Source organism: Mycobacterium kiyosense (assembly GCA_021654635.1).
GTDB lineage: Bacteria > Actinomycetota > Actinomycetes > Mycobacteriales > Mycobacteriaceae > Mycobacterium > Mycobacterium kiyosense.
Genome location: AP025179.1, coordinates 1,847,597 through 1,870,670, shown reverse-complemented (window position 1 = coordinate 1,870,670; position 23,074 = coordinate 1,847,597). Strand labels below are relative to the sequence as shown.

General features: G+C 67.3%; 20 protein-coding genes and 1 pseudogene. 7 read left to right on the top strand and 14 right to left on the bottom strand.

Features of this window, described 5'->3' with window-relative positions; translation table 11 throughout:
* Positions 1–27 precede the first annotated feature (27 nt).
* Positions 28–633, top strand: coding sequence for an NAD(P)H:quinone oxidoreductase (gene wrbA, locus L6444_RS08895; protein ID WP_236981758.1), 606 nt, complete (start codon positions 28–30; stop codon positions 631–633).
* Between the two features lie 67 nt (positions 634–700).
* Here the strand turns inward: wrbA and ilvC are convergent, their stop codons facing one another.
* From ilvC to L6444_RS08880, 3 genes are read right to left on the bottom strand one after another with little or no spacing between them, the layout of a single operon-like run.
* Positions 701–1,702, bottom strand: a complete 1,002-nt coding sequence (gene ilvC, locus L6444_RS08890) for a ketol-acid reductoisomerase (protein ID WP_236983949.1) — start codon at positions 1,700–1,702, stop codon at positions 701–703.
* Positions 1,703–1,754: 52 nt separating this feature from the next.
* A complete protein-coding gene (gene ilvN, locus L6444_RS08885; protein WP_236981757.1) occupies positions 1,755–2,270 on the bottom strand; it encodes an acetolactate synthase small subunit in 516 nt (171 codons plus the stop codon).
* On the bottom strand, positions 2,270–4,108 hold the full coding sequence (locus L6444_RS08880) for an acetolactate synthase large subunit (protein ID WP_309297866.1): 1,839 nt from the start codon (positions 4,106–4,108) through the stop codon (positions 2,270–2,272). The genes ilvN and L6444_RS08880 overlap by 1 nt, the downstream gene beginning before the upstream one ends.
* Before the next feature lie 319 nt (positions 4,109–4,427).
* Between L6444_RS08880 and L6444_RS08875 the strand changes: the two genes are divergently transcribed.
* A complete protein-coding gene (locus L6444_RS08875) occupies positions 4,428–4,766 on the top strand; it encodes a PH domain-containing protein (protein ID WP_370653160.1) in 339 nt (112 codons plus the stop codon).
* 4 nt (positions 4,767–4,770) lie between these two features.
* Here L6444_RS08875 and L6444_RS08870 read toward each other — a convergent pair whose 3' ends face one another.
* The 3 genes from L6444_RS08870 to L6444_RS08860 all read right to left on the bottom strand — a co-directional run bounded on the left by L6444_RS08870 (position 4,771) and on the right by L6444_RS08860 (position 7,832).
* Positions 4,771–6,228, bottom strand: coding sequence for a neutral zinc metallopeptidase (locus tag L6444_RS08870; protein WP_370653159.1), 1,458 nt, complete (start codon positions 6,226–6,228; stop codon positions 4,771–4,773).
* 23 nt (positions 6,229–6,251) lie between these two features.
* Positions 6,252–6,905 (bottom strand): DUF4333 domain-containing protein, encoded by a 654-nt coding sequence (locus L6444_RS08865; RefSeq protein ID WP_236981754.1) that lies wholly within the window; start codon positions 6,903–6,905, stop codon positions 6,252–6,254.
* 84 nt (positions 6,906–6,989) lie between these two features.
* Positions 6,990–7,832, bottom strand: coding sequence for a DoxX family protein (locus tag L6444_RS08860; RefSeq protein ID WP_236981753.1), 843 nt, complete (start codon positions 7,830–7,832; stop codon positions 6,990–6,992).
* 223 nt (positions 7,833–8,055) lie between these two features.
* On the opposite strand from L6444_RS08860, the gene L6444_RS08855 reads away from it, so the two are divergent.
* Positions 8,056–9,177, top strand: a complete 1,122-nt coding sequence (locus L6444_RS08855) for a PQQ-dependent sugar dehydrogenase (protein ID WP_236981752.1) — start codon at positions 8,056–8,058, stop codon at positions 9,175–9,177.
* Positions 9,178–9,189: 12 nt separating this feature from the next.
* Here L6444_RS08855 and L6444_RS08850 read toward each other — a convergent pair whose 3' ends face one another.
* From L6444_RS08850 to L6444_RS08840, 3 genes are all read right to left on the bottom strand, one after another.
* Positions 9,190–9,729 carry a flavin reductase family protein gene (locus L6444_RS08850; RefSeq protein WP_236983947.1) on the bottom strand — a complete coding sequence of 180 codons (540 nt, stop codon included), beginning with the start codon at positions 9,727–9,729 and terminating at the stop codon, positions 9,190–9,192.
* 93 nt (positions 9,730–9,822) lie between these two features.
* Entirely contained in the window at positions 9,823–10,311 is a 489-nt protein-coding gene (locus tag L6444_RS08845) for a flavin reductase family protein (RefSeq protein ID WP_236981751.1), read from the bottom strand.
* Between the two features lie 7 nt (positions 10,312–10,318).
* The gene (locus L6444_RS08840) at positions 10,319–10,933 is read right to left on the bottom strand and encodes a TetR/AcrR family transcriptional regulator (protein ID WP_236981750.1); all 615 of its coding nucleotides are present in this window, start codon (positions 10,931–10,933) and stop codon (positions 10,319–10,321) included.
* 63 nt (positions 10,934–10,996) lie between these two features.
* Here L6444_RS08840 and L6444_RS30490 point away from each other — a divergent pair, with 63 nt between their 5' ends.
* Positions 10,997–11,761: an NAD(P)-binding protein gene (locus L6444_RS30490; protein ID WP_459551913.1), complete on the top strand. Its 765-nt coding sequence runs from the start codon at positions 10,997–10,999 to the stop codon at positions 11,759–11,761.
* A gap of 27 nt (positions 11,762–11,788) precedes the next feature.
* Positions 11,789–12,007 (top strand): annotated as a pseudogene (locus L6444_RS30485) (SidA/IucD/PvdA family monooxygenase); the annotation flags it as partial.
* Positions 12,008–12,961: 954 nt separating this feature from the next.
* Here the strand turns inward: L6444_RS30485 and gatB are convergent.
* From gatB to gatC, 4 genes are all read right to left on the bottom strand, one after another.
* A complete protein-coding gene (gene gatB, locus L6444_RS08830) occupies positions 12,962–14,470 on the bottom strand; it encodes an Asp-tRNA(Asn)/Glu-tRNA(Gln) amidotransferase subunit GatB (RefSeq protein WP_236981749.1) in 1,509 nt (502 codons plus the stop codon).
* Between the two features lie 31 nt (positions 14,471–14,501).
* On the bottom strand, positions 14,502–15,533 hold the full coding sequence (locus L6444_RS08825) for an ATP-dependent 6-phosphofructokinase (RefSeq protein ID WP_236981748.1): 1,032 nt from the start codon (positions 15,531–15,533) through the stop codon (positions 14,502–14,504).
* A 116-nt stretch (positions 15,534–15,649) separates the two neighbouring features.
* A complete protein-coding gene (gene gatA / locus L6444_RS08820) occupies positions 15,650–17,134 on the bottom strand; it encodes an Asp-tRNA(Asn)/Glu-tRNA(Gln) amidotransferase subunit GatA (protein WP_236981747.1) in 1,485 nt (494 codons plus the stop codon).
* Positions 17,131–17,430 (bottom strand): Asp-tRNA(Asn)/Glu-tRNA(Gln) amidotransferase subunit GatC, encoded by a 300-nt coding sequence (gene gatC, locus L6444_RS08815; protein ID WP_236981746.1) that lies wholly within the window; start codon positions 17,428–17,430, stop codon positions 17,131–17,133. Before gatC ends, gatA begins: the two co-directional genes overlap by 4 nt.
* Positions 17,431–17,542: 112 nt before the next feature.
* On the opposite strand from gatC, the gene L6444_RS08810 reads away from it, so the two are divergent.
* The gene (locus L6444_RS08810; protein WP_236981745.1) at positions 17,543–18,199 is read left to right on the top strand and encodes an ACT domain-containing protein; all 657 of its coding nucleotides are present in this window, start codon (positions 17,543–17,545) and stop codon (positions 18,197–18,199) included.
* A gap of 115 nt (positions 18,200–18,314) precedes the next feature.
* Positions 18,315–20,156 (top strand): putative bifunctional diguanylate cyclase/phosphodiesterase, encoded by a 1,842-nt coding sequence (locus L6444_RS08805; RefSeq protein WP_236981744.1) that lies wholly within the window; start codon positions 18,315–18,317, stop codon positions 20,154–20,156.
* On the opposite strand, the gene L6444_RS08800 is transcribed toward L6444_RS08805, so the two are convergent.
* Entirely contained in the window at positions 20,153–23,074 is a 2,922-nt protein-coding gene (locus L6444_RS08800; RefSeq protein ID WP_236981743.1) for an MMPL/RND family transporter, read from the bottom strand. The two genes, L6444_RS08805 and L6444_RS08800, sit on opposite strands and share 4 nt — an antisense overlap.

Here is a 23,074-nt window from a genome sequence, read left to right as displayed (position 1 = left end):
GGCATCCGGTGCGCCTACGCTGGGTCGATGACCAAGCTCGCGATCATCTACTATTCCGCCACCGGGCACGGCACCTCGATGGCCAAGCGGGTCGCCGCGGCGGCCGAGGCCGCTGGAGCCGACGTCCGGGTGCGCCATGTAGCTGAGACCCGCGACCCGGCGTCGTTCGCGCGGAACCCGGCCTGGACGGCGAATTACGAAGCGACCAAAGATCTTCCGGCGGCCACCGGCGACGACATCGTGTGGGCGGATGCAGTGATCTTCGGGTCCCCCACCCGGTTCGGTTCGGTCGCCGCGCAACTGCGTGACTTCCTGGACAGCCTGGGCGGTCTGTGGTCGCAAGGCAAGCTCGCCGACAAGGTGTACGCGGCGTTCACCTCCTCCAACACCCTGCACGGCGGCCAAGAGACCACGCTGTTGACGCTGTATGTCACCCTCATGCACTTCGGCGGCATCATCGTGGCGCCGGGCTACACCGATCCGGTGAAGTTCGTCGACGGCAATCCCTACGGCGCAAGTTTGGTTGCCACCCACGACAACATCGACGACATCGACTCGGCCACCGCGGACGCGCTGGACCACCTGGCCCGACGGGTGGTGTCCGTCGCCGACCGGCTCGGGGCGTCAGATTAGTTCACCGACCGTGAATCCAGGACGGAAAAACGCCAGAAATCCGCCCTGAGTTCTCGGCGTCAGTCCCCTAGGCCGTCTCGGTGATCGGCCGGTCGACCCAGCTCATCAGGTCGCGCAGCTTCTTGCCGGTGACCTCGATCGGGTGCTCGGCGTTCTCCTTGCGCAGCTGCTCGAGTTGCTTGTTGCCGCCCTCGACGTTGGCGACCAGCTTCTTGACGAACTCGCCGTTCTGGATGTCACGCAGGATGCCGCGCATCCGCTCCTTGGTGTCGGCGTCGATGACACGCGGACCCGACAGGTACCCGCCGAACTCCGCGGTGTCGGACACCGAGTAGTTCATCCGTGCGATGCCGCCCTCGTACATCAGGTCGACGATCAACTTCAGTTCGTGCAGCACCTCGAAGTACGCCATCTCCGGCGGATAACCCGCCTCGACCATCACGTCGAAACCGGCCTTCACCAATTCCTCGGTGCCGCCACACAACACCGCCTGCTCGCCGAACAGGTCGGTCTCGGTCTCGTCCTTGAACGTCGTCTTGATGACGCCGGCGCGGGTGCCGCCGATGGCCTTGGCGTAGGACAGCGCCAGCGCCTGCCCCTCACCCTTGGGATCCTGGTCGATCGCGATCAGACACGGCACACCCTTGCCGTCGACGAACTGGCGGCGCACCAGGTGACCCGGGCCCTTCGGCGCGACCATGCCGATGGTCACGTTGGCCGGCGGCTTGATCAGGCCGAAGTGGATGTTGAGGCCGTGCCCGAAGAACAGCGCGTTGCCATCCTCCAGATTCGGCTCGATGTCGTTCTTGAAAATCTCGGCCTGCGCAGTGTCGGGCGCCAGCAGCATGATGACATCGGCCCACTTGGCCACCTCGGCGGGGGTGTCGACCTCGAGGCCCTGCTCTTCGACCTTGGCCCGCGACTTCGAGCCCTCTTTGAGGCCGACCTTCACCTGCACGCCGGAGTCGCGCAGGCTCAGCGAGTGCGCGTGCCCCTGGCTGCCGTATCCGATCACACCGACCTTGCGGCCCTGGATGATCGACAGGTCGGCGTCGTCGTCGTAGAACATCTCCAATGTCTGCCCTGACACTACATATCTCCTTAATCGGTTGGCGTTGAAGTTATTTGACGGTGCCGATGCCGCGCGGACCGCGGGACACCGACACCATTCCTGATTGCGCGATCTCACGGATTCCGAACGGTTCGAGCACCCGCAGGAAAGCTTCCAGCTTGCCCCGGTCACCGGTGGCCTCGATGGTCAGCGACTCCGGCGACACGTCGATCACCTTGGCGCGGAACAGGTTCACCGCTTCGATCACCTGGCTGCGGGTGCCGGCGTCGGCGCGGACCTTGATCAGCGCCAGCTCGCGGGAGACCGAGTTGTGGTCGTCCTGCTCGACGATCTTGATGACGTTGATCAATTTGTTGAGCTGCTTGGTGATCTGCTCGAGCGGCGTCTCCTCGGCGGAGACGACGATTGTCATCCGCGACATGTCTTTCTGCTCGGTGGCGCCCACCGCCAGCGACTCGATGTTGAAACCGCGCCGCGAGAACAGCGCCGCGACGCGCGCGAGCACACCGGGCTTGTCCTCGACGAGCACCGAAAGGGTATGTGTCACAGTCGGTCCGGTACTCATCAGGCGTGTCCCTCGGTGATGTCGTCGAATAGTGGGCGGATGCCGCGGGCCTGCTGGATCTCGTCGTTGCTGGTGCCGGCGGCAACCATCGGCCAGACCTGCGCGTCGGCGCCGACGATGAAGTCGATCACCACCGGGCGGTCGTTGATCTCCCGGGCCCGGTTGATCATTTCCTCCACGTCTTCCTCACGCTCGCAACGCATTCCGACGCAACCCAACGCCTCGGCCAGCTTCACGAAGTCCGGGATGCGGTGCGAGTGCGTGGCAAGGTCGGTCTGCGAGTAGCGCTCGTCGTAGAACAGCGTCTGCCATTGGCGCACCATGCCCAAATTGCCGTTGTTGATCAGGGCCACCTTGATCGGGATGCCCTCGATCGCGCAGGTGGCCAATTCCTGGTTGGTCATCTGGAAGCAACCGTCGCCGTCGATGGCCCACACCTCGGTGTCGGGCAGCGCGATCTTGGCGCCCATCGCCGCCGGGATGGCGAAACCCATGGTGCCCAAACCACCCGAATTCAGCCAGGTGCGCGGCTTTTCGTACTTGATGAACTGCGCCGCCCACATCTGGTGCTGACCCACACCGGCCACGTAGATGGCGTCGGGCCCGGCGATCTGGCCGAGCTTCTCGATCACGTATTCCGGCCCCAGGCTGCCGTCGCTCTGCGGGTCGTAGCTCAACGGGTAGGTCTTACGGACGCCGTCCAGATAGGCCCACCAGTCCGTCATCTCGATGTTGCCGGGGGTGTCGTGGTGGCGCAGCATCGCGATCAGGTCGGTGATGACGTTCTTGACGTCCCCCACGATCGGCACGTCGGCATGCCGGTTCTTGCCGATCTCGGCAGGGTCGATGTCGGCGTGAATGACCTTGGCCTCCGGCGCGAACGAGTCGAGCTTGCCGGTCACCCGGTCGTCGAACCGGGTGCCCAGCGCGATCAGCAGGTCGCTTTTCTGCAGGGCCGCAACGGCGCCCACGGTGCCGTGCATGCCGGGCATGCCCATGTTCAGGTGGTGGCTGTCGGGGAACGCGCCGCGCGCCATCAAGGTGGTGACCACCGGGATGCCGGTGAGCTCGGCCAACTCGCGCAGCTCCGCGGTCGCCTCGCCGCGGATGACGCCGCCGCCGACGTAGAGCACCGGCTTGCGTGCCGCCGCGATCAGCTTCGCGGCCTCGCGGATCTGCCGGTTGTGCGGTTTGGTGTTCGGCTTGTAGCCGGGCAGCTCCATCCGCGGCGGCCAGCTGAAGGTGCACTGGCCCTGCAGCACGTCCTTGGGGATGTCAACCAGCACAGCCCCGGGCCGTCCGCTGGCCGCGATGTGGAAGGCCTCGGCGATCACCTGGGGGATCTCGTCGCCGGTGCGGACCAGGAAGTTGTGCTTGGTGATCGGCATCGTGATGCCCGAGATGTCGGCCTCCTGGAAGGCGTCGGTCCCGATCAACTGCCGTCCGACCTGGCCGGTGATGGCTACCACCGGGATCGAGTCCATCTGGGCGTCGGCCAGCGGCGTCACCAGGTTGGTGGCCCCGGGACCCGAGGTGGCCATACACACACCGACCCGGCCGGTGGCGTGCGCGTAGCCGCTGGCGGCATGCCCGGCGCCCTGCTCGTGGCGCACCAGCACGTGGCGCAGCTGCTGGGAGTCGAACAGCGGGTCGTATACCGGCAGAACGGCGCCGCCCGGGATACCGAAGATGACGTCGACGTCGAGCGCCTCCAGCGACCGGATGACCGCTTGTGCGCCGGTAAGTTGTTCTGGCCCAATACGTTTCGGCTGTGCAGGCTTGGCGCCGTTGGGGGCGTCCTGCCGCTGCGGGGTGTGCGGCTTGGCGGGTGCGCTCACTTGTGTCCTCTTAAAGTCTCGTTCAAGTCTCGGTGGGCAACAAAAAACCCCCGTCAGCACAAGTTGCTGTACGAGGGTCGCGTTGGTGCTCGATGGCTAGTCAGGCACCAACGCGCCGACTAAGTACTACGAGCAGTCCAGGCTTCATAGCGTCCGACGGTAGCCTTCGCACAGCTCAATGGTCAAATCCGGCGGGCCCGCGGCGGCGAGGCGAAGCTGGAACCGCCGATGAAAACCCGCGGTTCAGCGTGCCTCGCAGCGACGGTGGGATGATGCGGGGGTGGTTACTGAGTCGCCCGTCGTGATCAAGGTGTCCCCGATGGCGCATCTGGCCGTCGGATTCCTGACCCTGGGCCTGCTGGTGCCGGTGCTCGCCTGGCCGCCGAGCGCACCGGTACTGGTCATTCCGCTGTTGTTGTCGGCGTTGATCATCCGGTTGCGCACGGTCGCCGACGAACAGGGCGTGCGGGTGCGCACCCTGCTGGGCGCGCGGACCATGGCCTGGGACGACATCGACGGTCTGCGGTTCCACCGCGGCTCGTGGGCGCGCGCGCAGCTCAAGAACGGCGAACAGGTGCGCCTACCCGCGGTGACGTTCTCGACGCTGCCGCAGTTGACCCAGATCAGTAGAGGCCGGGTGCCCAACCCCTACCGCTGAGCGGTCAGGGGACCCGCTGAAAGCACTCGTCGGCGTCGTCGAGGACTCCGGCCCGGAACGCGATGGCCCGGGTGTAGCCGGCCGGCATGTTCTCACCATTGACGTCGCTGGCTGCCACGCCGTTGACCAGCAATCCGATGATGGCCTTGTCGAGGTCGCCGGCCGTCAGCACCAGCTGCTTGCCGGACGGGATGCTGACGGGCTGAGCCATATTGCGCTGGGACGCCCCCGTCAGACACGCCGTCCGCACCGCGGCCGCCGGCGTGTTCAGCGGCAGCCCCCGCTCGTGCTGGACCGCCAGCGCATACCTCGATGCGACGATGGACATCGCGGTGTTGTCGCCCTGCAGCATCTGCGGGTCGGTCATTCCTTTTCGCCCGCCCGGCTTGCCGATCTGCTGCAATGCGGGCAGATCGGCAATCAGGGTGTTGGTCGACGGGCAATAGCTGGCCCCCTGGGTGGGTTTCGCATCCGAACAGGTACTGGTGGCGAACGTCAGGGTGGGCGGCGACTTCGGCGAGAAGATCGTGTTCAGGATGTCCACCAACGTCGCGACGCTGTCGTTGTCAATGGCCACCTCGCCGCTGGTCGTATCGCCCGAGGAATCCACCTGTAGGGCCAGGGGCTCGTTGCCGCGCCGTTTCTTGATTTCGTCCATGTCGATTTTGGCGCACGTCCCCGATCCGCTGTTGAAGCCCATTTGGAACGCGCTGATCCGGTCGAGCCCGGTGCCGTGGGCCGAATCTTCCGTCTGCTCGAATTCCTCCTCGCTCATGATCGGATCCGAGATCTTGAGCATGCCGGCGATCACGTGACTCAGCGCGTCACCGGTGTTCAGGGTGAAACGCGTCGAGTGACCCTCGGCAACCCAGCGCAGATACACCCCGGCGAAACAATCCGCCTGTTGCTCCTCGACCAGGGTCGGGGTCGTCTTCGGATTGACCAGTCCCCCGTTGAACTGCAGCGAATGCCCGAATTCGTGCGCCAGAATGCCGACGACCGACATGTCGCCGAAATATTTCTTTGCCGCCGGGAACAACTCACCGCGGTCCCACGAGACAATGTTGCAGCCGTAGTTGTACGAGGCATTGACCACCTTGTACGTCCGGGATCTGCAGACAATCGGACTCGACGGATCGGTGGAGTCATAGGACACGAATGCGCTGACTTCTTTGAAGGGTTTTTTGGCCTCGTCCGGCCAATTCTGTTTCCAGAATTCTTCGATGTCGTTGAGTGCCAACAGCGACAGATGGTCGATATCTCCGTTGTCGGTATTCTTCACCGTGCCAGTCGGTTTCGGCGCATCGCCGCGGGGCCCGCTGGGACCCTCGGTCACCGGCAGCCCGGCCACGCTGGCCGGATCGTAGAGCACCGACACCGCGCGGCCGTTCACCATGCTGGTGGTGCCGCTCTTGCCGCCGCAGCCCGCCAACACCAGCACCGCACATCCGACCAGGGCCATCACCCGGGCCAATCCCGCGTGGTTCACTTGCCACCGCCGAGTTGGGGCAGACCCACGGTGTAAGTGCCGTTGTCGTCATCGAAGGTCACCTTCAACTGGTGCGGTTTACCCCGGACGGTGACGTCGCAGGAGAAGCTCTGGCCTTTCTTCACGATCGGGTCCTGCCCGTTGTTGCACTTGACGTCTTTGATGTCGTCGGAGGAGTAGCCACTGGTCCGGTCCAGCAGGATCTGTTGAACCTCGGTCTGCACACCGCTGACCGCGACTTTCTTGGTGTCGCCGTTGACGACGCCGGACAGCAGCAGCACGGCGACGACGCCGACGATCAGCACGGCGACAATGGCCGCGCCGACCAGCAGCGGGGTTCGCGAGCTGCGCGGCTTCTTCGGCAGCGCGGGCGGGGCCGGAGGCGCACCGAGGGGGCCGGGTGGCGGGTACTGTCCCGGCGGCCCGTATTGACCGGGGTATGGCTGACCCGGGTACGGCGGGCTTTGCGGCGAACGCGGCGGACTCTGCGGCGGACGTGGCGGGCTCGGTGGCGGCGGGCTTTGCGGCGGCGTCGGGCGCACCACGGGCTGCTGATACCACGGGATCCCGGCATGCTGCGTGGGCTCCTGCGAAAGGTTCGGCTCACGGTTCGGCGGCCAAGGCTGATTGTGGCCGCGAGGTGTGCTCATAGCGTCCCCGATCGTCGAACAACACCGGCGGCTCTCACGCTAAGCCATGCCGGCCTGCTCCGAAAGCGAGGGAAAGCCGGCGGATCAGGCCATCGGGTTCACGCCGTTGAGCAGCACCCACACCGCGATACCGGCCGCGATACCGCTGAGCAGCGCCACAAACGAGCCGATGAAGGGCCGGCTGGCCCAGCCCCGGCCCGCGTCGAGCCCGTAGCGTCCCGGACCGGCCAGGATCACGGCCACCGCCATGACGATCAAGCTGATCTGGTACTCGTGCCCGTCGGGCAGAAAATAGGTGAAGGTGTGCGTGCGTGGCCGCACCGACGCCGACGCAAGCAGGCCGTTGATCAAGAAGGCCAGCGCACCCGCGCCGGCGACCGGGGTGAACAGCCCCAGCACCAGCAGGACGCCCGCGACCAGCTCACCGCCGGCACTGACGTAGGCGAGGATGTCGGCATGCTGGAACCCGACGTCGGTCAGCGAGTTGCGGAAGCTATGCAGACCCGAGCCGCCCCACCAGCCGAAAAGCTTCTGCAGACCGTGGGCGATCAGCACCGCGCCCAGCCCGACCCGCAGGACCAGCAACCCCAGATGCTGGGTGCCGCGCCGTCCCGCCGCCCGGAACCGATCGTCGTCGTCGTCGATGTCGACGGCAGCGGGCGCCGCCGGGACCTGACGTCCGGTCACCTGCGGTTGCACATAAGGCAGCGGTTCCGGCGCGTCGAGCAGGTGGTATCCGGCGCCGCCGGCCTCGGCCTCGATGGGCGGAATGATCGTGGTGGTTCCGGTGTTGCCGAAGCTGCTCGCATAGCCGGCAGGCGTCAGGTCGTCTTCGGGGTCAACCAGGCTTGCCGATGCGGGACGTCCCGGGATGGGTCCGGCGGAACCGTCCGGCCGCTGCCACGGTGATTCTTTCGAACTGGTCACGCGTGTCAGGGTAAGGGCATTTCGGCCTGAATCTGGGATTTGAGCGGCGCTTCTACGTGTTAAATCCGCAGTTCGCTGGGTCGACGCCCCAAGTACATAAAAATCCACCCGCAATTCAGGTAAGTAGTCAAGGGGTCGGGTGCGCCGTGGGAGCCGCCGCGGTGTCGCCGGGCCCGGCGCTTGGCGCCATGCCGCCGGAAAGCCGGCAGGTAGCCTGTCGGTCATGCGGATAAGGCGGTCGGTTCGATGCGCGCTCGCCGCGTTGTGCGCGGCGGTGCTGGTGGCGACCGGCTGCGCCCGCTTCAACGACGCCCAGTCGCAGCCGTTCACCACCGTCCCCGAGCTCAAACCGCAGCCCAGCTCGACGCCGCCGCCGCCGCCGCCGCTGCCGGCCACACCGTTCCCCAAGGCCTGCCCGGCACCGGGGGTGATGCAGGGCTGCCTGGAGAGCACCAGCGGCTTGATCATGGGCGTAGACAGCAAGACCGCGCTGGTCGCCGAGCGCACCACCGGCGCGGTCAAGGAGGTCTCGGTCAGCGCCGAGCCCAAGGTGAAGATGGTCATCCCGGTCGATCCGTCCGGCGACGGCGGCCTGATGGACATCGTGCTGTCGCCGACCTTTTCGCAGGATCGCTTGATGTACGCCTACATCAGCACTCCCACCGACAACCGGGTCATCCGGATCGCCGAGGGCGACGTCCCCAAGGACATCCTGACCGGGATCCCCAAGGGCGCCACCGGCAACACCGGGGCGCTGATCTTCACCAGCCCGACCACCTTGGTGGTGATGACCGGCGACGCCGGCAACCCGGCGCTGGCCGCCGACCCGAATTCGTTGGCGGGCAAGGTGTTACGCATCGAGCAGCCGACCACCCTGGGCCAGGCGCCGCCGACGACGGCGCTGTCGGGCATCGGCGCGGGCGGCGGACTGTGCATCGATCCCGTCGACGGCTCGCTGTATGTCGCCGACCGCACCCCCAGCGCCGACCGCTTGCAGCGGATCACCAAGAACTCCGAGGTCTCCACGGTCTGGACCTGGCCGGACAAGCCCGGGGTGGCCGGCTGCGCGGCCATGGACGGCACAGTGCTGGTCAACCTGATCAACACCAAGCTGACGGTGGCGGTTCGCCTGGCGGCGAAGACGGGCGCGGTCACCGGCGAACCGGACGTCGTCCGCAAAGACACCCACGCGCACGCCTGGGCGCTGCGGATGTCACCGGACGGCAACGTCTGGGGCGCGACGGTGAACCGCACCGCCGGTGACGCCGAGAAGCTCGACGACGTGGTGTTCCCGTTGTTCCCGCAGGGTGGCGGCTTCCCGCGGAACAACGACGACAAGACCTGAGCGGCCGGCAGCTCAGGGCACGTCGAGGGTGAAGCGCATGCCGTACCGGCCGGTCGCGTCGGCGCGCTTGCCGTCGTACAACCGCTGTGGAGCCTCCTGGCCGGGGTCGAGGTCCTCCTCGTCGAGGTCGGACAGGTAGAGCAGATCCTCGGCGCCCTCGGGAGCCCAGGCGGCGACCGGCTCCAGCAGGTAGGCCACGTGGTCACCGACTTCGCTTCGGCTCACGATCCGAGCCACGAACCAGGCCGCGGCGTCATCCAGGATCGGCATGCCGGCGGGTCCGCCGCGCCACGAGCAGTGCGCGAACGTGTCGGTGCCCTCACCTTGGCGGGCGAACAGTTCGGCCAGCGCCTGCTTGTGCCGCGGCAGTACGTGCACCGCCAGGAAGTCGGACCGGCATCCCACCTGATGGGTGGGGCTTTGCGATGGCAGACCGATCATGAAGCTGGGCGGCTGCACGCTGGTCTGGGTGCCGAAGGCAACCACGCAGCCCGACGCCTGACCGTCGGCCTGGGTGGTAACCACGAACACCGGGGAGTCCAGCATCGACATCAGGTCGTCGAACGGTTCTGCGATCACCACACCATGATGCGTCCTCGAGGACCGGTTACGGCGCTGTTCGGCGGCAATCGTGATGCGGGCGCGTCACGGATCGTGGCCGGGATCGATGTCCATGACGTCGGACAACCGCAGGGGATCATCCCCGGTGTCGGCGAACCAGGACGCCCCGGGTGCGAGCAGGTAGCCGACGTGGTCACCGAGGTCGATGCGCTCGAGCGTCTCGCCCACCAGCCAGCCGATCGCGTCGTCGAGAATCGGCATCTGCTGCGGACCCGAGTGCCACGCGCAGTGGTCGAATTTGTCGATCTCGTCGTCGGTTTCGCCGCCGAAGAGTTCGGCCAGGGCCCTGTCCTGGTGCGCCAGCAGGTGCACCGCGAGGTGGTCGGATCGGGCGGCCACGCCGAAGGTGTGATTGGTCTGCGACAAGCACACCAGCAATCGGGGCGGGTTGATACTGGCCTGGGTGGAGAAACCGACGACGCAGCCCGAACGATGGCCGTCGGCCTGGGTGGTCACCACGAGAATCGCGGTGTTCATCTGCTCGGTCAGCCGGTCCAGTCCCTCGTGTGCCACGACACCATCATGAATCAACGGCGCGCCGCACCGCGGCGTCGATGGCGAGGTAGGCCAATTCCGCCGCGGCAGACCAGGTCTGTCCGGCGTCGATCAGCAGCGCGGCGGTGAAGTGCGGACTCAGGTGGGCGCACACGGTCGCGGACAGCGACGGCGGCGGGTCGCCCTGGCCTCCGGCAGCGCGCCACAGCGTGACGGAGATGTCGGTCATTGCGCCGCGAAACTCCTCGAGGCGCTTGGCTTCGGCGGCGGCCAATTCCGGGGACAGGTCCTGGCGCGACGCCAGCTCGAAGAATCCGGGGCCGATCGTCGCGTTCATTCGGTGCGCACTTTCGCAGGTCGCGCGCAGCCAGCTGGTCAGATCTCCGTCGTACCGCGGCAGCTGGTGGCGGTAGTCGACGATGCCGGCGTCGAAGGCCGCCGCGATCAGCTTGTCGCGGCCGGCGAAGTGCCGGAACAGCGTGCGCCGGCTGGCCCCGCTGACTTCGGCCAGGTCATCCATGGTGACGTCCAGACCCCTGCTGAGCACCAGCCGTCGTGCCGCGGCCAGGATGTGGTCCACGGCGGCCCGTCGTTTGGCGTCGGCCAGCGATCCGGGGCGGGGAGCGGGGGCGGCGGCCATCGGCTGACAATACTCCCGCAATGCCCTCTTGACACTTATTAGTGCCACACGAGACACTCAATCGTGCCATCAGAACGAGAGCGGTTGCGGCCGCCGCCCGCCCGGCACCTGGTCACCACGCCGATCACCGACGACGACGCCGCGATCGCCGCCGCCCTGACCCAGGTCTCGACCCCGGCGCTGATCGCATCAGCGGTGCACCTCGGCGGCGACGTGTCGCTGTTGCGCGGACCGATCCGGCCCCGGCAGTTCGTCGTCAACGAATTCCAGGGCTGCCTCGACGAGGACGAAAAAGACCAATTGCGCCGGGACGCGCTCAAGGTGATCTGCGCCTGGCGCGACGCCGGATGCCCGCCGCCGCAGCCGCTCGACACCGCGACCATCCGCGAGATCATGGACTGGATCGCCTGCACCCCGGTGCCCGACGACTACGCGTCCCTCTACATCGAGGAGATGGACCTCGACGCGGTCAATCCACGAGCAATCAACCTGGTAGCCGATAACGTTGCGCCGGAGAGCTTTTCGGTCCTGGTGATCGGCTGCGGCGAGTCCGGGTTGCTGGCCGGCATCCGGTTGAAAGAGGCCGGGATCGCCTTCCAGATCGTCGACAAGAACAACGACGTGGGCGGCACCTGGCTGGAGAACACCTATCCTGGGTGCCGGGTCGACGTCGCCAGCCACTACTACTCGTACTCGTTCGAGCGCAACGACCAGTTCAGCGACTACTACACCCGCCAGCCCGAACTGCACGCCTACTTCCGAAAAATCATGGCGGAACACGGAATCGGCGAGCACGTGCTCTGGCGTCACGAGGTGATCAGGGCCTAATGGGACGACGCCGAAGCCCGCTGGACCGTGACATTGCGCGCCGCCGACGGCACCGAATCGACCCGCACCGCCAACGCGGTGATCTCCGGTGTCGGAATCCTCAACCGCCCCTTCGTCCCTGACCTGCCGAACCTGGACCGCTTCGCCGGGCCGGTGTTTCATTCCGCGCGTTGGGATCACAGCGTCGACCTGACCGGCAAGCGGGTCGCGCTGATCGGCGCCGGCGCCAGCGGCTTTCAGATCGGTCCGGCCATCGTCGACGACGTGCGGCAATTGGTGGTCTTCCAGCGCACGCCGCAGTGGATGGCGCCCAATCCGCGCTACCACAGCAAGGTCACCGGCGGTGAGCGGTGGGCGATGGCGCATCTCCCCGGCTACGCCCGCTGGTACCGGTTCATGCTGATGTGGCAATCCAGCGATCAACTGCTGGAGCTGGTGCGAGCCGACCCCGACTGGCCCGACTTTCCGCGTACCGCAAACCAAGCCAGCGCGGCGCGCCGCGAGGTGTTCACCAAGTGGATCGAGAGCCAGCTGAGCGATCATCCCGAACTGATCGACGCCGTCACCCCTAACTACCCGCCGATGGCCAAACGGATGTTGCAGGACAACGGCAGTTGGCTGCGCTGTCTGACCCGAGATCACGTCGAGTTGGTGCGCGAACCGATCCGCGACATCGACGCCAACTCCATCCGCACCGACCGGGGTCACTACCGAGCCGACGTCATCGTGCTGGCCACCGGTTTCCGGGCCAGCGAGGTGCTGTGGCCGATGCAGGTCATCGGTCGCGACGGGATCGCCCTGCACGACGTTTGGGACGGAAAACCGGTGGCTTACAACGGTGTTTCGATTCCCGGGTTTCCCAATTTCTTCGTCATGATGGGCCCGGGCACCGGGCTGGCCCACGCGGGCAGCGTGATGTTGATGTCCGAACTGCAGATGCGCTACATCGGCGAGGCACTGCGCGCGGTGATCGAGGGCGGCCGCGCATCGATCGAACCGACGCCCGCCGCGTACCGGCGCTACGCCACAGCGCTGCAGCGGGAGATGGCCACGCTGATGTGGGGGCACCCCCTGTATCGAGCACTCCTGGTACAAGGCCGCCGACGGCAACGTCTACGTGCTACTGCCCTGGCGCATCGTGGACTACTGGAAGATGACCAGAACCGTTGCCGCCCAAGACCATCAGCTACGCTGAGCTCGCTAAGCCTGCCCGCAGGCCGCCAGCACCAGCTCGCGCACCCGCGCCGCATCGGCCTGGCCGCGGGTGGCCTTCATGACCGCTCCCACGATCGCACCCGCCGCCGCCACCTTGCCGCCCCGGATCTTCTCCGCCACATCGGGATTGGCGGCCAACGCCTCGTCGACCGCGGCCTGGGTCACCGAGTCGTCACGCACCAGCTCCAGGCCGCGCGCCGACATCACCTGCGCGGGTTCACCTTCCCCCGCGAGCACCCCTTCGACGACCTCGCGGGCCAGCTTGTTGGACAGCTTGCCCTGATCGACCAGCGCGATCACCGCGGCCACCTGTGCTGGGGTGATGGGCAATTCGTCCAACCCGATGCCGGCTTCGTTGGCCTTCTGCACCAGGAAGTTTCCCCACCAGGACCGCGCCTCCCGGCTCGCCGCGCCGTGCTTGACGGTCTCGGCGACGAGTTCCACCGCACCGGCGTTGACCAGGTCGCGCATCACCTCGTCGGAGATGCCCCACTCGTCCTGAATTCGCTTGCGGCTCAACCACGGTAGCTCCGGGATGGTCTGTCGCAACTGCTCCACCAGTTCGCGGCTGGGCGCGACGGGCTCGAGGTCGGGCTCGGGGAAGTACCGGTAGTCCTGCGCGGTCTCCTTGGCCCGGCCGGGGCTGGTGTAGCCGGCCTCGTGAAAGTGCCTGGTCTCCTGGACAATCTGGCCACCGGCCAGCAGAACGGCGGCCTGGCGCTGCATCTCGTAGCGCACGGCGACCTCGACACTCTTGAGCGAGTTGACGTTCTTCGTCTCGGTGCGGGTGCCGAACTCGGCCGCACCCTTGGCCATCAGTGACACGTTGGAGTCACACCGCATCGAGCCCTGATCCATCCGGACGTCGGATACCTCCAGCGAGCGCAACAGGTCTCGCAACGCCGTCACATAGGCCCGCGCGATCTGCGGCGCGCGATCCCCGGCCCCCACGATGGGTTTGGTGACGATCTCGATCAACGGCACCCCGGCGCGGTTGTAGTCGATCAGCGAGGTGGTGGCGCCGTGGATGCGACCGGTCTCGCTGCCGATGTGGGTAAGCTTGCCGGTGTCCTCCTCCATGTGCGCCCGCTCGATCTCCACCCGCCAGGTGGTGCCGTCTTCCAGCGGCGCGTCCAGGTAGCCGTTGATGGCGATCGGCTCGTCGTACTGGGAGATCTGGTAGTTCTTCGGCATGTCGGGGTAGAAGTAGTTTTTCCGGGCGAACCGGCACCACGGCACGATCTCGCAGTTCAGCGCCAGACCGATCCGGATCGCCGACTCCACCGCGACCTGGTTGAGCACCGGCAGCGAACCCGGCAGGCCCAGGCACACCGGGCACACCTGGGTGTTGGGCTCGGCACCGAACGCCGTGGCGCAGCCACAGAACATCTTGGTGGCGGTGGACAGCTCGACGTGCACCTCGAGCCCGAGCACCGGGTCGAAACGTTCGATGACCTCGTCGTAATCCAGCAGTTCGGCACCAGCAACGGTCATGGAGACCGATCCTAATGGGTGCCGCCCGGTGTCAGCCGAAGAAGGCCGCGGCGTCGTCGTAGCGGCTCTCGGGCACCAGCTTGAGTTGCCGGACGGCGTCGCCCAGCGCCACCCGCCCGATGTCCTGCCCGCGCAGCGACACCATCTGCCCGTACTCCCCCGCGTGGGCCGCGTCGGCGGCGTTGACCCCGAAGCGGGTGGCCAGCACCCGGTCGTACGCTGTCGGCGAGCCGCCGCGCTGCACGTGACCCAGCACCGTCACCCGCACGTCCTTGTTGATCCGCTTCTCCACCTCGAGCCCGAGTTGCGCCGCGACGCCGGTGAACTTCTCGTGGCCGAACTCGTCAAGTCCGCCCTCGCGCAACGCAATTGAGCCTTCGACCGGTTTGGCGCCCTCGGCGACCACGCAGATGAAGTGTGAATCCCCGCGCTGGAAGCGCCGTTTCACCAGCCGGCACACCTCCTCGACGTCGAAGGGCTGTTCGGGTATCAGGGTCATGTGGGCGCCGGACGCCAGGCCGGCGTTGAGCGCGATCCAACCGGCGTGCCGGCCCATCACCTCGACCAGCATCACCCGCTGGTGGGATTCGGCGGTGCTGTGCAGCCGGTCGATTGCGTCGGTGGCCACCGTCAACGCGGTGTCGTGGCCGAAAGTGACGTCGGTGCAATCGATGTCGTTGTCGATGGTCTTGGGCACCCCGATTACCGGGACGTTCTCCTGGGACAGCCAGTGCGCGGCGGTCAGGGTGCCTTCGCCGCCGATCGGGATGAGCACGTCGATGCCGTTGTCGTCCAGGGTTTCCTTGATCTGGTCCAGGCCGGCCCGCAGCTTGTCGGGGTGCACCCGGGCGGTGCCCAGCATGGTGCCGCCCTTGGCCAGCAGCCGGTCGTTGCGGTCATCGTTCTTCAGCTGCATGCGCCGGTTTTCCAGCAGCCCGCGCCAACCGTCCTGGAACCCGACCACCGAGGAGCCGTACCGCGCGTCGCAGGTGCGCACAACCGCCCGTATGACCGCGTTGAGGCCGGGACAGTCGCCGCCGCCCGTGAGTACTCCGATGCGCATGCCCATTATCTTGCCCCGTAGCCCGGTTTATGGCGCGAGCAGCCGCAAAATCCCAAATAGCGAGCCTGTTTGGGGAGCTTTTACGGCTGCTCGCGCCACCTAGACACTCGCACCACCTAGACAGCGGTGGGCAGTGCCCCGCGGGCGGCCTCGTAGGCGGCGCCGACCCGGTAGAGCCGGTCGTCGGCCAGGGCGGGCGCCATGATCTGCAGCCCCACCGGCAGGCCGTCGTCCGGGGACAGGCCGGAAGGCACCGACATCCCGCAGTGGCCAGCCAGGTTCAGCGGCAGCGTGCACAGGTCGAACAGGTACATCGCCAGCGGGTCGTCGACCTTCTCGCCGAGCCGGAACGCGGTGGTCGGGGTCGCCGGTGAGACCAGTACGTCGACGGAGCGGTACGCCTCGTCGAGGTCCCGGGCGATCAGGGTGCGCACCTTCTGGGCCTGGTTGTAGTAGGCGTCGTAGTACCCCGCCGACAGCGCGTAGGTGCCGATCATGATGCGGCGCTTGACTTCTGGCCCGAAGCCGGCGGCCCGGGTGAGTGCCATGACCTCCTCGGCGCTGTGGGTGCCGTCGTCGCCGACCCGCAGCCCGTAACGCATCGCGTCGAAGCGGGCCAGGTTGCTCGACACCTCCGAGGGCAGGATCAGGTAGTAGGCGGGCAGCGCGTAATCGAAGTGCGGACAGTCGACTTCGCTGACTTCGGCGCCCAGCGCCGTGAGCTGCTCGACGGCGGCCTCGAACGAGGCCAGCACACCGGGCTGGTAGCCCTCGCCGCTGTGCAACTGACGCACCACCCCGACGCGCACCCCGCTGAGGTCACCGCCTGCGCCGGCCCGGGCGGCGCCGACGACGTCGGGCACCGGCGCGTCGATGGAAGTGGAGTCGCGCGGGTCGTGTCCGGCGATCACCTGGTGCAGCAGCGCGGTGTCCAAGACGGTGCGCGCGCACGGCCCGCCCTGGTCCAGCGACGACGCGCACGCGATCAGCCCGTACCGGGACACGGTTCCGTAGGTGGGTTTGACGCCGACGGTCGCGGTCAGCGCGGCCGGCTGGCGGATGGAACCGCCGGTGTCCGAGCCGATGGCCAGCGGCGCCTGGAACGCGGCCAGCGCCGCCGCGCTGCCGCCACCGGAGCCGCCGGGGACGCGGTCGAGGTCCCAGGGATTGCGGGTCACGCCGTAGGCGGAGTTCTCGGTGGACGAGCCCATCGCGAACTCATCCATGTTGGTCTTGCCCAGGATCGGGATCCCGGCCGCCCGCAGCCGCGCGGTCAGGGTGGCGTCGTACGGCGAGCGCCAGCCTTCCAGGATCTTGGAGGCACAGGTGGTGGGCATGTCGACAGTGGTGAACACGTCTTTGAGGGCCAGCGGCACACCGGCCAGCGCGGAGGGCAGCTGCTCGCCGGCGGCCAGCTGCTTGTCGACGGCGGCCGCGGCCGCCAGCGCGGCATCGGCGGCGACGTGCAGGAACGCGCCGTAGCGTTCGTCGGTCGCGGCGATCTGGTCCAGGCAGGCCTGGGTGATCTCGGTCGACGACAATTCTTTGGCCGCGATCTTGGCGGCCAGGGTGGCCGCGTCGAGCCGGATGATGTCCGTCACTGGCTCTCCCCGAGGATCTGCGGGACGGCGAAGCGTCCGTCGACGGCTTCGGGTGCGGCGGCAAGCGCCTCGGGCTGGGTCAAGGACGGCTGGGGCTGGTCCGGCCGGGTGACGTTGACGTCCTTGAGCGGGTTGTCGGTGGCCTCGACGCCGGTGACGTCGACGGCCTGGATCTGGCTGACGTGGTTGATGATGGCGTCGAGTTGGCCGGCGAAGCTGTCCAGCTCGTTGTCGGTCAACGCCAGCCGGGCCAGCCGGGCCAGGTGGGCCACCTCGTCGCGGGAGATCTGGGACACGAGCGAAAAGCCTAGTCGGGACCGAGGGGGACGGCTGACGCTGGGACCGCCCGACCGTCCGGTGCGTCCGGCCGATATGCCACGCGCGCGTCGCTGTGTAAAAGTGTTGGCCGTGCCCTCATACCTGTTGCGCATCGAGCTGATCGACCGGCCAGGCAGCCTGGGGTCGCTCGCTGTGGCGCTGGGCTCGGTGGGCGCCGACATCCTGTCGCTGGACGTGGTGGAGCGCGCCGCGGGGTATGCGATCGACGACCTGGTGATCGAGTTGCCTCCCGGCGCCATGCCGGACACGCTGATCACCGCGGCCGAGGCGCTGCCCGGGGTCCGGGTGGACAGCGTCCGTCCGCACACCGGCCTGCTGGAAGCGCACCGCGAGCTGGAGCTGCTCGATCTGGTGGCCGCTGCCGGCGATCGCGCGTCGAAACTGCAGGTGCTGGCCGACCAGGCGCCCAAGATCCTGCGGGTCAGCTGGTGCACGGTGGTGCGCAGCTCCGGCGACGAGCTGGAGCGGTTGGCCGGAAGTGCCGGGGCGCCGGAAAGCCGCGCCGTGTCGGCGCCGTGGCTGCCGCTGGAACGCGCGGCGGCCCTCGACGGCGGCGGTGACTGGGTGCCGCCGTCGTGGCGGGCCATGGACACCACCATGGCCGCCGCGCCGCTGGGTGACCCGCACACCGCGGTGGTGCTGGGCCGTCCGGGTCCGGAGTTTCGGCCCTCGGAGGTGGCCCGGCTGGGTTACCTGGCCGGCATCGTTGCCACGATGCTGCGCTGACCGCTGGTCATTCGGGCTCCACAGTTCGGCTATATTTAGGGTCCCGTCCGGGCCGGGAGGACACTTTGCTGTCGCCGATTTTCGCTGCGCCGGACATCGGCAAGGAACCGGCTAGATGGACAGCTCCACTCCCCTGAATCTGAACGCCATCGTCACCTTGGTGGCCACCAGACTCCTGGGCGCCACCACCGCCAACGTGGCCGCGATCAGCACCCAAGTCCTTGCCGATCTGGTGGATTTCCTCGACGTCGACGTCAGCTTCCTGCGACACAACGACCACGACATCGGCGCCACGGTGTTGGTGGCCGAATGGCCGCCCCGGCAGGACGTGCCCGACCCCGACCCGTTGCACACGATTTACTTCGCCGACGCCGATCCCGTGTTTGCTCTGACCGAAAACGCAAGGGCTGCGGTGATCCTGCGTCCGGACTCCCTACCCGAGCAGTACCGGCAGACCATCGGGGCGGCCGGTGGCGTGCCGGAAATCTCGATGGCTGCGACGCCGTTGCTCGCCGGTGACGTCACCACCGGGTTGCTCGGTTTCGTGAAGTTCGGCGACCGGGCGTGGGCCGACGACGAGATCAACGCGCTGCAGGTCGTCGCCACCATGTTCGCCCAGGTCCAGGCGCGGATGACCGTCGAGAACCGGCTGACTTACCAGGCCGCGCACGATGACCTGACCGCGCTGCCCAACCGGCGCACCCTGTTGGCACATCTCGACGCCCGCCTCGCCGCCGGACAGCCGGGCCCGGTGCCGGTGCTGTTCTTCAACGTCGACCGGCTCAAGGCCATCAACGACTACCTCGGCCACGCCGTCGGGGACCAGTTCATCCGGGATTTCGCGGCGGGCGCCCGGGCGGCGCTGGGCGGTCGGGGCCTGATCGCGCGGACCGGCGGCGACGAGTTCGTGGTGGTACCCGCGGCGGCGATGGACGCCACCGCGGCGCGTGCTCTTGCGGAGAGCCTCAGTGCACGGCTCACCGACAATGTGCACATCGACGGTGAGGTCCTCCACCGCACGGTGAGCGTCGGCGTCGCCACCGGTGTACCGGGGGTGGACTCCTGTCTCGACGTGCTGCGCCACGCCGACGAGGCATTGCTGTCGGCCAAGGAGGCCGGGACGGATCGGATCGGCGTCTTCTCCGGCGAGATGCTCAGCCGCCGTGAGTTCCGCGCCGAACTGGAGTTGCATCTGCAGCACGCGATCGAGACCGGCGCCCTCACCGTGGTCTACCTGCCCGAGATCGACATGGTGACCGGAAACGTGCTGGCCGTCGAAGCGCTGGTGCGCTGGCCGCACCCGAGTCGCGGGCTGCTGCTGCCGGACAAGTTCATACCCGTCGCCGAATCCCTGAATCTGGCCGGCCAACTCGGCGAGTGGGTGCTCAACGCGGCGTGCGCGGACCTGGCGCGCTGGCGGGCACATGGGGTGGGAGCCGGCACCATGCTGCGCGTCAATGTCTCCCCCGCGCAGTTGGTCGCGCACGACCTGCTCGGCGCGGTGAGCCGCGCGATGGACGCGTTCGGTCTCGACGCCAAGGCCATCGGCTTGGAGATCACCGAGAGCATGCTGATCCGGGACCTGGTCAGCACCAGGACCGTGCTGAACGGGCTCACCGAGATGGGAATCGACATAGCCATCGACGATTTCGGCACCGGCTTCAGCGGGATGGGCCTGTTGCGGACGCTGCCGGTGAACACCTTGAAGATCGATCGCGGTTTCGTCCGGGACCTTCAGACCAGCGGTGACGACGTGGCGATCGTGCGGGCGGTGGTGGGGTTGGCCGAAGCGCTGAATCTCAACGTGGTCGCCGAAGGCGTCGAAACCCGGGGCGCGGCCCGAGCCCTGCTGGACGAAGGATGCTTCCGGGCGCAGGGATTCCTGTTCTCCCGCCCCCTCACCGCGGCGGCTACCCAGCGGCTGCTCACCGTCGGCTCGGTCAGCACCAAAATCTAAGCGTGCGAACGTGATTGGGGTGTGATCAGCGGGTCGTCGTCTTCCCAGAGCAGCAGCTGCCGCACCGCCGGACGCGGCCCGTAGGGTCGCAGCATGGAGCTCGCCGGTCGCGGGCGCACCCGTTGCGGCCACCAGAACCAACGCCCCAGCAACGTCGCGATCGACGGTGTCATGAACGCTCGCACGATCAGTGTGTCGAACAGCAGCCCGAGCCCGATCGTGGTGCCGATCTGACCGAGCACCTGAAACCCGCTGAACAGAAACGCGCACATGGTGATCGCGAAGACCAGGCCGGCGGACGTGACGACCGAGCCGGTGCCGGCCATCGCGCGGATGATCCCCGTCTTCAGGCCGGCGCCGATCTCCTCCCGGAACCGCGATATCAGCAGCAGGTTGTAGTCCGACCCCACCGCCAGCAGCAGGATGATGGCCAGAGCGAGCACCACCCAGTACAGCTTGATGCCGAACATGTACTGCCACACCAGCACCGACAACCCGAACGACGCGCCCAGTGACAGTCCCACCGTGCCGACGATCACCAGCGCCGCGACCAGGCTACGGGTCAGCAGCATCATGATCAGCAGGATCAGGCTCAGGGCGGCGATTCCGGCGATCATCAGGTCGTATTTGGCGGCGTCCTGCACGTCGGCGTAGGTGGACGCGGTGCCGCCCAGGTAGAACCGGGCGTCGGCCAGCGGGGTGCCTTTGACCGCTTCGTGGGCGGCTCTCCTGATCGGCTCGATGTGTGAAATGCCTTCCGGGGTAGCCGGATCGCCGTCGTGGGTGACGATCATGCGGACCGCTTTGCCGTCGGGTGAGAGGAACAGCTTGAGTCCGCGGTTGAACTCGGGGTTGGTGAAGACTTCGGGCGGCAGGTAGAACGTGTCGTCGTTCTTGGATTCGTCGAACGCGCGGCCGAGTGCTGTCGCGTTTTCGATGGCGGCGGCGGTCTGCGCGTAGATTCCGGACAGGGTGGCGTAATTCGTCATCGTCAGGTCGTGGTTGGTCTGCTGGCTGGCGATCTGCTCGGGTATCAACGCCACCAGTTTGGGTTGCAGTGCATCGAGTTTGCCCAGCGTCGCGGTGAGGTCTTCGAACTTCGAGGTGAGCTGGTCGATGCCGTCCAGCGCGTCGAGCACCGATCGGATCGCAGCGCAGGCCGGGATGTCGAAACAGTGCTTCTCCCAATAGAAGTAGCTGCGCAGCGGCCGGAAGAAGTCGTCGAAATTCGCGATCTTGTCGCGCAGGTCGTTCATGGTGGCAACCGTGTCGCGGAAGCTCTGCGCCTCGCTGTGGGTGATGGTCGCCAACTCCTGCTGCAGGGTGAACTGCCGGCGCAGGATGTCGATCCCCCTGGACAGCTCACCGGCCTGCCGCAGCATGTCGTCGGCCCGATCCCGTTGGTACTGCAGGTTTTCGATCTGGTTCGCACTCTGTGCGCTGATCTGAAACGCCAGCGAGGTGTGGGTGAGCGGGGTGCCCAACGGCCGGGTGATGGTCTGGACCTGGGCGATACCGGGCAGGTGGAACACCGCCCTGGCCACCCGGTCCAGCACCAGCATGTCGGCCGGGTTGCGCATGTCGCGGTCGGTCTCCATCATCAGCAGCTCGGGCTCCAGCCGGGCCCGCGAGAAATGCCGTTCGGCGGCGGCGTAGCCGACGTTGGCCGGTGCGCTGGCCGGCATGTAGGGCCGGGTGTCGTAGCTGGTCCGGTAGCCGGGCAGGGTGAGCAGGCCGACGAGGGCCAGCGCACCGGCCACGGTCAGCACGGGGCCGGGCCAGCGCACGATTGCGGTGCCGATGCGCCGCCAGCCGCGGGTCCGCATCTCGCGTTTCGGTTCGAACATGCCCGCGGCGGCGCCCAGCGTGAGCACCGCCGGCGACAGGGTGAGCGCGGCCGCCAGCGCGACGAGGATACCGATCGCGGCGGGGATGCCGAGGCTCTGGAAGTACGGAAGCCGGGTGAAGCTCAGGCAGAAAACCGCGCCGGCCACGGTCAGCCCGGACCCCAGCACGATATGCGCAGTGCCCCGAAACATGGTGTAGTAGGCGGCTTCTCGGTCTTCCCCGGCCGTCCGGGCTTCCTGGTAGCGGCCAACGACGAAGATTGCGTAGTCCGTACCCGCGGCGATCACGAGCAGGGTCAGCAGGTTGGTCGCGTAGGTCGAGAGCCCGATGATTCCGGCGTTGCCGAGAACTGCGACGATGCCGCGGGCGGCGGCCATTTCGATCAGCACCGTGACGAGCACCAGCAGCATGGTCAAAAACGATCGGTAGACGAACAGCAGCATCAGCGCGATCACGCCGACGGTGATCGAGGTGACTTTGGCGGTTCCCTTGCTGCCCACGTCGAATTGGTCGGAGATGATCGGCGCCGCGCCGGTGACGTAGGCCTTGATGCCGGCCGGCGGCGGGTTGTGTTCGATGATGTCGCGCACTGCGCCGACGGATTCGTTGGCCAGCGCGGAGCCCTGGTTGCCGGCCAGATTCAGTTGCACGTACGCGGCCTTGCCGTCGCTGCTCTGCGATCCGGCCGCGGTCAGGGTGTCGCCCCAGAAGTCCTGGACGTGTTGGACGTGCCTGCGGTCCTGTTCGATCTTGCGGATCAACGTGTCGTAGTAGTGGTGGGCTTCGGCGCCCAGGGGTTTGTCGCCTTCCAGCACGACCATGGCGGTGCTGTCGGTGTCGAATTCCTTGAACGCCTGGCCGATCCGTCTGGTGGCCTGAAACGACGCCATGTCCGGTGAGCTCAGCGCCACGTTGTGGGTCTTACCGACCTCTTCGAGTTGCGGGAACGCCGCGTTGGTGACCGCGGCGAGCGCGATCCACAGCAGCAGGATCGGCACCGACAGGCGGCGGATGGTGTGCGGTAGGCGGGGCGGCTTCTGATCGCCCGAACCGGGCTGCTGCTCACTCAT